The 11,572-nt window shown below is 60.1% G+C and carries 8 protein-coding genes; 6 read left to right on the top strand and 2 right to left on the bottom strand.

Features of this window, described 5'->3' with window-relative positions:
• The first annotated feature begins 138 nt into the window (after positions 1–138).
• Together efeB and efeO are read left to right on the top strand one after the other, a co-directional pair.
• Positions 139–1,446: an iron uptake transporter deferrochelatase/peroxidase subunit gene (efeB, locus tag DOM27_RS08260; protein ID WP_110656398.1), complete on the top strand. Its 1,308-nt coding sequence runs from the start codon at positions 139–141 to the stop codon at positions 1,444–1,446.
• 150 nt (positions 1,447–1,596) lie between these two features.
• On the top strand, positions 1,597–2,445 hold the full coding sequence (efeO, locus tag DOM27_RS08255) for an iron uptake system protein EfeO (RefSeq protein WP_110655558.1): 849 nt from the start codon (positions 1,597–1,599) through the stop codon (positions 2,443–2,445).
• Positions 2,446–2,637: 192 nt separating this feature from the next.
• On the opposite strand, the gene DOM27_RS08250 is transcribed toward efeO, so the two are convergent.
• Positions 2,638–3,879 (bottom strand): DUF2254 domain-containing protein, encoded by a 1,242-nt coding sequence (locus DOM27_RS08250; RefSeq protein ID WP_110655557.1) that lies wholly within the window; start codon positions 3,877–3,879, stop codon positions 2,638–2,640.
• Positions 3,880–4,075: 196 nt separating this feature from the next.
• Between DOM27_RS08250 and DOM27_RS08245 the strand changes: the two genes are divergently transcribed.
• The 3 genes from DOM27_RS08245 to DOM27_RS08235 all read left to right on the top strand — a co-directional run bounded on the left by DOM27_RS08245 (position 4,076) and on the right by DOM27_RS08235 (position 8,887).
• Positions 4,076–5,086 (top strand): DNA topoisomerase IB, encoded by a 1,011-nt coding sequence (locus DOM27_RS08245; protein ID WP_110655556.1) that lies wholly within the window; start codon positions 4,076–4,078, stop codon positions 5,084–5,086.
• 157 nt (positions 5,087–5,243) lie between these two features.
• Entirely contained in the window at positions 5,244–6,317 is a 1,074-nt protein-coding gene (locus tag DOM27_RS08240) for a lactonase family protein (RefSeq protein ID WP_157956738.1), read from the top strand.
• Positions 6,318–6,649: 332 nt separating this feature from the next.
• On the top strand, positions 6,650–8,887 hold the full coding sequence (locus tag DOM27_RS08235) for an NADP-dependent isocitrate dehydrogenase (RefSeq protein WP_110655554.1): 2,238 nt from the start codon (positions 6,650–6,652) through the stop codon (positions 8,885–8,887).
• Between the two features lie 128 nt (positions 8,888–9,015).
• Here DOM27_RS08235 and DOM27_RS08230 read toward each other — a convergent pair whose 3' ends face one another.
• Complete coding sequence (locus DOM27_RS08230; protein WP_110655553.1) at positions 9,016–10,488, bottom strand: carbon starvation CstA family protein; 1,473 nt, start codon at positions 10,486–10,488, stop codon at positions 9,016–9,018.
• A 312-nt stretch (positions 10,489–10,800) separates the two neighbouring features.
• On the opposite strand from DOM27_RS08230, the gene DOM27_RS08225 reads away from it, so the two are divergent.
• Entirely contained in the window at positions 10,801–11,571 is a 771-nt protein-coding gene (locus tag DOM27_RS08225; RefSeq protein ID WP_110655552.1) for a murein L,D-transpeptidase catalytic domain family protein, read from the top strand.
• The last annotated feature ends 1 nt before the right edge of the window (position 11,572 follow it).

Raw genomic sequence — 11,572 nt, 5'->3', positions numbered from 1 at the left:
GGTTCGTCGCTTATGAGTCAGTCCGATCACCCATCACGCTGCCCTTTTTCATTCAAGACCACATCCCGTGAGACCAACGCCTGCGAGACCACGTCTCGCGCGACCGAAGTTTCCGAGTCGAAGGCCATCGATTCCTCGATGAAACTCGAACGCCGCCGGTTTCTCAAAAGCGCAGGGATGGTCGGTCTCAGTGGCGTCACACTCGGTGGTCTCGCGCTGGGCAGCGCGTGTCCGGCCCAGGCGCTAGCCGCGACAGGGCACGGTCAGGACGTCACCAGCGCCCCGCAGGAACAGGATTCTCAGCTGCGCTATCCGTTCCACGGCCACCATCAACAGGGTGTCGTCACCCCTCGTCCAGCCAGCGGCATGTTGGTCTCGTTCGACGTACTGGCACGGGATCGAGACGATCTCGAGACGTTGCTGAAAATCTTGACCGAGCGCATCGCCTTTCTGACCCAGGGCGGCAGGATCCCAGAGCGCAATCCGCTGTTCCCGCCGCCGGACTCCGGCATTCTGGGACCGGAAATCGCCCCCGATGGACTGACCATGACGCTCGCGGTCGGCGACTCGCTGTTCGATGAGCGCTACGGGCTTGATGGCTTGCAGCCCAGGCGTCTGCAGCACATGCAGGGGTTTCCCAATGATGCGCTGGATGCTGCGCGTTGCCATGGTGATCTGGCGCTGCAGATCTGCGCCAATACCCTGGATACCGGTTACCACGCGCTGCGCGACATCATCAAGAACACCCCGGGGCTACTGATGGTGCGCTGGAAACAGGAAGGCACCGTGCCGCTGCTGCCACCCTCGCCGGGGGACGTCGATGGCAGCGCCCGCAATTTTCTCGGCTTCCGCGATGGCTCCGCCAACCCCGAGGGCGACAATGAGGCGCTGATGGACGAGCTGGTATGGGTTGGACAGGACCACGACGAGCCAGCCTGGGCAAACGGCGGGAGCTATCTTGCAGCGCGCATCATTCGCAACTTCGTCGAGCGCTGGGACCGCACACCATTGAAAGAGCAGGAAGCGATCTTCGGCCGCCGCAAGATGAGCGGCGCGCCTCTCTCCAAGACAGGCGCGGGCGTCGAGGGCAAGGAGCAGGACGTTCCCGACTATGCCAGTGATCCGGAAGGCGCCATTACCCCGCTCGATGCCCATATCAGACTGGCCAACCCACGTACCGCCGAGACCGAGAAAAATCGTATCCTGCGCCGGCCGTTCAACTACTCCAACGGCGTCGAAACCAATGGGCAACTGGACATGGGATTACTGTTCCTTTGCTTTCAAGCGGACCTCGAGGCCGGTTTCATCGCCGTTCAGCAGCGTCTCGATGGTGAACCGCTGGAGGAGTACATCAAACCGGTCGGCGGCGGCTATTTCTTCGTCCTGCCCGGCGCGGTCGACGAGACTGATTTTCTGGGTCGGGGCCTGCTGGCTGCAACCGCGTAACCCGATCGGCGCAAGAGCGCCCGGGATTTATCCGGATTTTTTCAAAACAGAATTTGCAGAACGAGTCTTTCAAAACAACAACGCTCGCGGAGACGAGCTCGTGGTTCACGACCGCCGACTAGCCCCCGGATCACTCAACGGAGACACATAATGAAAACCTCGAAGTTACCGACAGCGTGGCTCACCGCAGGCGCGCTCGGCCTGCTCTCGCTCACCACCACCGCTCACGCCGACGTCGCGCCCGAAGCCCTGGTTGGTCCGGTCGCCGACTACAAGCTTTACGTGCTCGACAATCTGGAACAACTGGTCACGCACACTGAGGACTTCACCGCCGCGATCAAGACCGGCGACGTGGAGAAGGCCCAGGCGCTCTACGCCCCCACCCGTGTCTATTACGAGCGCATCGAACCCATCGCCGAGCTGTTTGCCGATCTCGATGCCAGCATCGATGCGCGTGAAGACGACTACGAGAAGGGTGTAGAGGACCCCGACTTCACCGGCTTCCATCGCCTGGAGTATGCACTGTTCCACGACAACACCACCGACGGCATGGAGACATACGCCCAAGGGTTGATGAATGACGTCAACGATCTCGATAGCCGTGTTCAGGGTCTGACCTTCCCGCCGGAGACGGTGGTCGGCGGTGCGGCGGCGCTGATGGAAGAGGTCGCGGCAACCAAGGTTTCCGGTGAAGAGGATCGCTACAGCCGCACCGATCTATGGGACTTCCAGGGCAACGTCGACGGCGCTCGCGAAATCTTCGATCTGTTCAAACCGCTGGCTGCAGAAGAGGATGCCGACTTCGTCGCTCGAGTTCAGGACAATTTCGACGACGTGGAAGCCACCCTGGCCGACTATCGCCTGGATACCGAAGACCCGACCGCCGGCTTCGAGTCATATGACGAGGTCAGCGATGCCGACCGTCGCGCCCTGACCGGCCCCGTGACCGTCCTCGCCGAGGATCTGTCGACGCTGCGTGGTCTGCTCGGCTTGAACTGAGTTACCCGCGGGCCGATCGTTCTCAAGATTGGCACCACACAAAAGGGCCGGCATTTCGCCGGCCCTTTTCGTTTCCCGCACTGTGCTGCAAACGCATGAATCAGCCTCTCTGCGCCGGTCTATCCACACGGCCTATCTACCAAGCTCTATCTATCCGGGTCTGTCGACGCAGGCCGATCTCGTCGAGTCGGCTCAGCTCGACGACTCCCTGACACGCTGACGATCCTCTTCCAGCGTCAGCCCCTGGTCGAAGCGTTTGAGCATCAGCTTACGATGGTCACTGACGATACGCTCGACGTGCGCGTCTCCCATCGGCGCCAGCGCGCTCAACGCCTTCTGCAGCCGAATACCGATCTCCACGGTGGAAGCGCCGTCCCGCGCGATCGGCGTGAAGAAATCGTCGAACACATCAGCCGTCGCGAGTGGTTCGACGAAGACATGCGTGGCGGGTTGTTCGGTCTCGTCGATACCGTCGGCAGCATGTCGTACCCACGGCGTCAGCACGCGAACGCCACAACCAATCACGTCGATTGCGGTACCCGGATCGTTGATGCCCGGCGATAGCGCCTTGGAGGCAACTTCGGCCAGCACGATGATGCCGAAACGCGGATCCTGCTCGAAACGCCTCGAGGGACCGATGGTGAAAGCGTTGGAAATCTTCCTGGCGCGTTCGTCATTCGCCTCCAGGCTCTTCGCCAACACGACCCCGCTGTCGACGAACTTGCCCGGCAGTGCCTGAACGTAGATCGCCTCTCGCTCACTCGTTGCCAGGGAATCGAGCAGTGGCATATCGACATGCTGGATGTAGCCAATCTTGTCGGTACGAATGGGTTGCAGCCCCGGGGGGCACTCTTCCGGCATTGCCTGACCACCGAGGTAAGGATTCTCGATGCGAGACTGGAACGCGTTGCTGGCAGCACGCTCGACCTTGGCGATCGTATCTCGAACACGTCCCAGCCGGGTTAGATACCCGGCCCACTTGATCAATTGATAGACCACCAACACGACGACCATGATCGTCGCCGCAAACAGCAGCGTGCGACCATCCTCATCGTAAATACCGGCAGTCAGGGCGATGATCCCCACCAGACTGAACAGAAAAGCGCCGATGAAAGTCGCCAGCGTATTTTGCGTAATGCGGTCCTCGATCAACAGAAGTGTGGCCCGCGGGCTGACGTTGCTGGTCGCCGAGCCATAAGCCGTTACCATCGCGCTCAGTGAAAAGGTCGTCACCGCCAACATGCTCGAGGCGATGATATTGAGAATGCTATCTACTGCGCTGGCCCCGATGCTGACCACCGAGGGTACATCCAGCCAGGGCGTCAACAGCCAGGCGATCAGCGCCGTGAGCACGCCGCCCAACGAAAAGAGCGTCGCTCGATACCACAATGATCGGTGCAGCCGACGCCACACCCACTGAAAACGTCCCATCATCTTGCTGCTCCCATCCCTGGATCGAATCCCGCTCAGTCTACGCCAAACGGACCATTGGCGAGCCTTTTGCCGCGGCTGGTCTATTCTTTGATCGAACGGGTTGGATACCGAAGTCGGGTCGCCAATGACGGCGACGGTATCGACCCCTTTTTGTGGTAAGGAAATCCAACATCGGTTTGGGCAAAAGGAGCTTGCCATGACCACATCCCCCTCGAAGCGGGTGACCCGCCATCGCTGCGGCAAGGGCTTCACCTATCGAACGTCGGGTGGCAAGACGTTGAACGACAAGACGTGGCGCGATTGGATCCAGTCGCTGGCGATCCCGCCGGCCTGGCACGACGTCGAGATCGTGCTCGACAAGCGCCACCATATCCATGCCACCGGTCGCGACAACGCCGGCCGCAAGCAGTACATCTACAATGCCGATTGGCGTGAAAAGCGCGAGGTGCTGAAATTCGACCGCATCGTCGAATTCGCCCAGCGTCTGACACCCATGCGCCGCGTAACCGGCCAGCATCTCACGCTGGACGGCATGCCCCGCGAAAAGGTACTCGCCTGCATGGTGAGACTGATCGATAGCGCCTATTTTCGACCGGGTAACGAGCGCTATCGGGAAGAGAACGAATCCTATGGCTTGACCACCATGCGCTCCCGGCATCTGACCATCGATGGCGACGAGTTGATCTTCGACTACCAGGGCAAGAGTGGGCAGCATCAGCATCGCGTGATCGAGGACAAGCGCCTGGCCAGGGTCGTCGGCGAGCTCGATGACATCCCCGGCTACGAGATATTCAAGTATTTCGACGACGATGGACGCAAGGTGCGGGTCGACAGTCACGACCTCAATGATTACATCCACGACGTCATGGGCGAACGTTTCAGTGCCAAGGATTTTCGCACCTGGGCCGGGACTTCGATTGCTGCGCTGGCGCTGGAAGAGCTCGGCCCGGGCGAAAATGACAAGATGAGCCAAAGCAACGTTCGCCAAGTGATCGAGCGGGTCGCCAAGACGCTGGGCAACACGCCAAGCATCGCCAAGGCGAGCTACATCGATCCTCGCGTAGTGGAAAGCTATCTCGACGGCCGGACGCTGGACCATTTTCGTAAACTGGTGGAGACCGAGCTGGAGACGGATGACAAGCTCACCGGGCCGGACGAGCGAGCCATTCTCAGGCTATTGAAGAGCCGTCTCGAATCGGCGGGTTAAACGATCTATCGACCTACCGACAATCGACGCCACCGAGCGGCCAATGCTAAAAGGAAGGTTTACCCTTCGATCATCCTTATCGCCCGATCCAATCGCGCCCGTAGATCGCAGCGATGAGCATCCCGACTCACCCTCCTCGAACCGTCAAGGAAAGCGCATGAACCCAGCCGAGCCCTCCATCGATACTGTCGTCTACGTCGCCAGCTCAGGAGATGGGACCATTGGCAGCTATCGCCTGGACCGTCAGACCGAAAAGCTGATCCCTCTAGCCACCACAGAGGCGGCGGAGAACGTCATGCCTTTGGCCGTCAGCCCGGACAAGCGATTCCTTTACGCCGCCATTCGCAGTGATCCGCTACGGGTGCTGAGCTATCGCGTCGAAGCGAATACCGGCGCTCTGACCCCGCTCGGTAGCGGTGCCCTGTTCGGTAGCATGGCCTACATCTCCACCGATCGATCCGGTCGTTATCTGCTAGCGGCCTCCTATGGCGGCAATCTGGTCAGCGTCAGCCCCATCGACGGCAACGGTGTGGCCGGTGATGCCACCCAGACCCTGGAAACCGGCAGCCGCGCTCATGCGATCCTGACGACACCGGACAACCGCCACGTCTTTGCGACCAATCTGGGTGACGACCGTCTGGCCCAGTTCTATTTCGCCGACGGCGCGCTAGCCCCTAACGACCCGCCGGCCGCCGAGACCGCAAGCGGGGCCGGCCCGCGCCACTTCGTGTTCTCACCCGACGGACGCTTCGTCTACGTGCTGGGTGAGTTCGATGCGACGGTGACCACATTCGCGCTGGATGCCGACGATGGCACGTTGACCCAGGTCAGTGTGTGTCAGGGTCTACCCGAAACACTGGCACTGGCGCCGGGCATGCCCCGCGAGGAGATTCCCGACGGTGATGACACGCCACGTATCTGGGCCGCGGATCTGCACATCACCCCGGATGGTCGCTATCTTTACCTCTCCGAACGCACCAGCAGCACCCTGAGCACGCTATGTGCCGATCCGGACAGTGGCGAGCTGCAGTTCGTCGGCAATCAGCCCACCGTGAAGCAGCCCCGTGGCTTCGAGATCGATCCCGCCGGGGGCTATCTTGTCGCTGCCGGGGAGTTGAGTGATCACCTGTCGCTCTACCGCATCGAGCCGGCGAGCGGTGAATTGACCCACGTCAGCGACGCGCCGGTCGGCAACAAGACCAACTGGGTGGAAATCGTGTCGTTCGCCTGACCGAGACGCCTCGGTCGACGCGCCACGTGAATGCGTTGGTCACGTGGCGCTGGTATACTCTGGCGCGACCGCAGGTTGTCGACAACTTGAACGCATAACCGCGCGGCCGATTTTATATCGCGCTGCCGGCTCCCCTGAGTCAAGGGAATCGGCGCCGTGATCCACTGCGCCTCGTGGAGCGAACCGGAGACGGGTAGCCAACGTCAGCCGGTGACGCCCACCCGACGCACTGCTCGCCAGCGGTTTACTGCACCAAAGGCGCGAAGCACATTCGAGTTGCCGTCGAGCACGCGATACTCGTGCCATTGCCAAAGAGAGGTTAACGAATAGATATGTCCAATACGCCGAAGATCATCTACACCCTGACTGACGAAGCGCCTGCGCTGGCCACCTACTCTCTGCTGCCGATCATCGAAGCTTTTACCGGCACTGCCGGCATCACGGTCGAGACTCGTGATATCTCGCTGGCCGCCCGCGTGCTTTCCCAGTTCCCGGACCGGCTGAGCGACGAGCAGCGCGTGAGCGACGACCTCGCCGAACTCGGCCAGCTGGCGACCACGCCGGAAGCCAATATCATCAAGCTGCCCAACATCAGTGCATCCGGCCCGCAGCTCAAGGCGACGATCAAGGAGCTTCAGGGTCAGGGTTACCCGCTCCCGGACTACCCGGAAGCGCCGAAGAACGACGAAGAAAAGGCGATCAAGGCCAGCTACGACAAGGCCAAGGGCAGCGCAGTCAACCCGGTCTTGCGTGAAGGTAACTCCGATCGCCGTGCACCGAAGTCGGTCAAGAACTACGCCCGCAAGTATCCGCACCGCATGGGCGAGTGGAGCAGCGAATCGCAGTCTCACGTTTCACACATGAGCGAGGGTGATTTCTACGGCAGCGAGCAGTCCGCCGTGATCGCCAAGGCCGGCAAGCTCAAGATCGAACTGCAGCAGAAAGATGGCACCCACACCGTCCTCAAGGATGCACTGGCGGTCAAGGAAGGCGAAGTCGTCGACGCGTCCAGCATGAGCAGCCGTCGCCTGCGCAACTTCATCGACAGCGAAATCAAGGACGCCAAGAAGCGTAACGTGCTGTTCTCGCTGCACCTGAAAGCCACCATGATGAAAGTCTCCGACCCGATCATGTTCGGTATGGTGGTCGAGGAGTTCTACAAGGAAGTGCTAGAGAAGCATGCCGACGCCCTCAAGCTGGCCGGCTTCAATCCCAACAGCGGTATCGGCGATCTCTACAGCTCGATCGAAGCGCTGCCGAGCGAACAGCAGGATGCGATCAAGAGCGATATTGACGCGCTGTACAAAGAGCGTCCGCCGATGGCAATGGTCAATTCGCACAAGGGCATCACCAACCTGCACGTGCCATCTGATGTGATCATCGATGCGTCCATGCCGGCGATGATTCGCGACTCCGGCAAAATGTGGGGCACCGATGACGCGCTGCATGACACCAAGGCCGTGATCCCCGACCGCTGCTACGCCACCATCTATCAGGCGACGATCGAAGACTGCAAAAAGAATGGCGCCTTCGATCCGACCACCATGGGCAGCGTTCCCAACGTCGGCCTGATGGCACAGAAAGCCGAAGAGTATGGCTCTCACGACAAGACCTTCCAGATTCCGGCCGACGGCACTGTCGTCGTAACCGACGAAAACGGTCAGACGCTGTTCAGCCATGACGTCGAAGCCGGTGACATCTGGCGCATGTGCCAGACCAAGGACGCGCCGATCCAGGATTGGGTCAAATTGGCCGTCAATCGCGCCCGCGAAAGCGGCGATCCGGCCATTTTCTGGCTCGATTCCCATCGCGCCCACGATGCCAAGCTGATCGAAAAAGTCGAAACCTATCTCAAGGATCACGACACCAACGGTCTGGATATCCGCATCCTGGCGCCGGTCGAAGCCATGAATATCTCGCTCGAACGTATCCGTAAAGGCGAAGACACGATCTCCGTCACCGGCAACGTATTGCGCGACTATCTGACCGACTTGTTCCCCATCATGGAACTCGGCACCAGTGCCAAGATGCTCTCCATCGTGCCGCTGATGAACGGCGGTGGCCTGTTCGAAACCGGTGCCGGTGGCAGTGCGCCCAAGCACGTTCAGCAGCTCCTGGAAGAGAACCATCTCCGCTGGGATTCGTTGGGTGAATTTCTGGCCCTGGCGGCTTCTCTCGAGCATTTGGGTAGCACTTTCGACAACGCCCGTGCCAAGATCCTGTCCGCTACGCTGGACAAGGCCAACGGGGAATTTCTCGATAGCGACAAGTCGCCCAAGCGCAAGGTCGGCGAGCTCGACAATCGTGGCAGCCACTTCTATCTGGCACTTTACTGGGCACAGGCGCTGGCCGCCCAGACCGAGGACGGCGAACTCAAGTCGCTGTTCGAGGAGATCGCCAAGACGCTCGGCGACAACGAGAAGACGATCGTCGACGAGCTCAATGCGGTGCAAGGCAAGCCGGTGGATATCAAGGGTTACTTCCACCCGAATGGAAAACTGGTTAGCGATGCCATGCGGCCCAGCAAGACGCTGAACGCGGCGCTGAACAAGCTCTACCAGGCGTCCTGATCGGCGACCGGCTCGGTTTTATCGAGCCGGTTGTCCCCTCGCCCACCCTGCTCTGGCAGCGGCGAGACCAGAAATGAAAACGGGCCCGTTTTTCCTTGGAGGTTTTACCGCAAGCGCGATACCGACGATCAGCTCGTCGCCAGCGCCTCTTCCCCTTTTCCGTTGAGATGGGCAGGCACTTCCGGCTCGTCGACAGCAAAGATACCCCCACTCAAGCGCCGTACCCGCTTCATGAACAGTGCAATGCAGATCAGCGTCCCGATCGCCGCCACCACGTAGCTCATCTGCAGCGACAGACCGAATCCGATCGGCGCATAGGCGAGATAGGTGAAGGTCGCCATGGTCATGAACGTCGCCGGGATCGAGGTGATCAGATGCGGCTTGCGAGCCAGAACCAGGTACATGGTCGCGACCCACAGCGCGATGACGGCCGTGGTCTGATTGGCCCAGGAGAAGTAGCGCCACAGCAGCGTGAAGTCCATGTGCGTCAGCGCATACGAGACCACGAACAAGGGTGCGGCGATGAGCAAACGCTTGACGATGGGGCGCTGGTCGATCTTCAGGTAGTCGGCAATGATCATGCGTGCGCTACGGAAAGCCGTATCGCCGGAGGTGATCGGCAACACGATGACGCCGAGAATCGCCAGCGTTCCGCCGATGGCACCGAGCATGGTGGTCGACACCTCACTGACTACCGCGGCCGGGCCGCCTGCAGCCAGAACGTCGGACAGCGTGTGATCGCCATGGAACAGGCTCATCGCCGCAGCGGCCCAGATCATCGCGATGACGCCTTCGGTGATCATCATGCCGTAGAAGATCTTGCGGCCGCTGCCTTCGTTCTCGGTGGTGCGCGAAATGATCGGCGTCTGGGTGGCGTGAAAGCCGGAGAGCGCGCCACAGGAGATGGTCAGGAACAGCAGCGGGAAGATCGGTGCCCCTTGCGGATGCATGTTCTGGAACGAGAGCTCCGGGATCGGCGCGCCGGTGAACACCATACCCAGACCGATACCTAACGCACTGAACAGCAGCAGCGCACCGAAATAAGGGTAGATTCGACCGATGACCTTATCGATCGGCAACAGCGTGGCCAGCAGATAGTAGGCGAAGATCACCATCGTGATCAGCGTGATCGACAGCGGCGTCATGTTGGCCAGAAGCGCTGCCGGCGAGGTCACGAAGACGGTTCCGACCAGCAGCAACAGCAGGATGGCGAAGCCGTTGACGATATGCTTCATCGCCTTGCCCAGAAACTTGCCCGCCAGCTGCGGCAGGTGCGCGCCATGGTTACGGATCGAGATCATGCCGGTGAGATAGTCATGCACCGCGCCAGCGAAGATACAGCCGATCACGATCCAGATGAACGCCACCGGCCCGTAGAGTGCACCCAGGATCGGCCCGAAAATAGGCCCGACGCCCGCAATATTGAGCAGCTGAATCAGCGAATTACGAGTCGTGTTCATCGGCACGTAATCGATATTGTCGCGCATGGTGAAAGCAGGCGTTCGCCGTTTACGATCCGTGACGAATACCCGCTCCACGAATTTTCCATACGTGAAGTAGCCCGCTATCAATAGCAGGATCGATCCAATGAATGTAATCATTTAGGGGCCCCTGGAGCGAAGAGGACGCCTTATGGGCATCCGGCAGGTACTTGGATAAGTACGTTTGATAGGTACGTTGGCGGACCAATGACGGTCGCGGCATGGTTATCCGCGCCAATTTACGAATAAGTTCAAATAATGACATTTAGACTTTAGTGCAAACCTTTCCCTGCCAGCGCTTGTCGGGCAGCGTGTTTACCCGCATGCTGATGCCTTCCTGTCGGAATAACCCGTTACTTTCGATAATCCAGATACTTTCGAAGACCCAGATACTTTCATGATTCAGAAACTTTTAATGCCAACATATCGCCGATGACCAGGATACTTTTACCCGTCATCCTGCTCATCTCGAGTTGCTTCAAGGTAGTGATCGCCGCACCTGCGGATGCAGCTACATTGCCAGCCCCCTCGAATCTTTTAGCCCATGCTGATGTGGAATATCGCCTTAGCGCGGAGTCCCTCGACCGACTTGCTCCGGATGCGGATCCCGACGTCATCGCGCTGGGGCTCGCCACTATGCAATGCGCACAATTGCATGGCGTCGGCGAAGACGCGCAGCGTCTCGCGATCATCGATTACAGCCGCTCCTCACTGACGCCACGCCTGTGGGTCTTCGATCTGACCCGAAACGAGCTCCTCTACCGTGAAGTCGTGGCTCACGGGCAAGGTTCGGGTGGCGACGTCCCGGATCGTTTCTCCAACCAGGAGGGATCGCACGCCTCGAGCCTGGGCCTGTTCGTGACTCGTCAGACCTACGAAGGCAAGAATGGTTATTCGCTGCGGATGGATGGGCTGGAGCCTGGCTTCAACGATGCCGCAATGAGCCGCGCCATCGTGATGCACGGCGCCGATTACGTCGATCCTGCTATCGGCGAGCGACAGGGTAGACTGGGACGCAGCTGGGGCTGCCCTGCGCTTCGCCCGGAGATTGCCGGTGATGTCATCGACGTGCTCAAGGACGGCCAGTTCGTCTTTTCCTACTACCCCGAGCGCGACTGGCTAATGCACTCGGCGCTGGCACAGTGTGGCCTGGCGACGGTCGAGCGGGAAAACGCCGATGCTCGCTTCCTGAGTTCGCGTTGAT

The organism is Salinicola halimionae (genome assembly GCF_003206065.1).
Classification (GTDB): domain Bacteria; phylum Pseudomonadota; class Gammaproteobacteria; order Pseudomonadales; family Halomonadaceae; genus Salinicola; species Salinicola halimionae.
Note: the sequence above shows the minus strand (reverse complement) of the source record. Positions and strands in the feature narration are given on the sequence as shown.

Excerpts from the sequence above, each read along its gene's own strand:
- DOM27_RS08245 (WP_110655556.1), top strand. The coding sequence starts at position 4,076 with ATGACCACATCCCCCTCGAAGCGGGTGACCCGCCATCGCTGCGGCAAG.
- efeB (WP_110656398.1), top strand. The coding sequence starts at position 139 with ATGAAACTCGAACGCCGCCGGTTTCTCAAAAGCGCAGGGATGGTCGGT.
- DOM27_RS08240 (WP_157956738.1), top strand. The coding sequence starts at position 5,244 with ATGAACCCAGCCGAGCCCTCCATCGATACTGTCGTCTACGTCGCCAGC.
- DOM27_RS08230 (WP_110655553.1), bottom strand. The coding sequence starts at position 10,488 with ATGATTACATTCATTGGATCGATCCTGCTATTGATAGCGGGCTACTTC.
- efeO (WP_110655558.1), top strand. The coding sequence starts at position 1,597 with ATGAAAACCTCGAAGTTACCGACAGCGTGGCTCACCGCAGGCGCGCTC.
- DOM27_RS08250 (WP_110655557.1), bottom strand. The coding sequence starts at position 3,879 with ATGATGGGACGTTTTCAGTGGGTGTGGCGTCGGCTGCACCGATCATTG.
- DOM27_RS08235 (WP_110655554.1), top strand. The coding sequence starts at position 6,650 with ATGTCCAATACGCCGAAGATCATCTACACCCTGACTGACGAAGCGCCT.
- DOM27_RS08225 (WP_110655552.1), top strand. The coding sequence starts at position 10,801 with ATGACCAGGATACTTTTACCCGTCATCCTGCTCATCTCGAGTTGCTTC.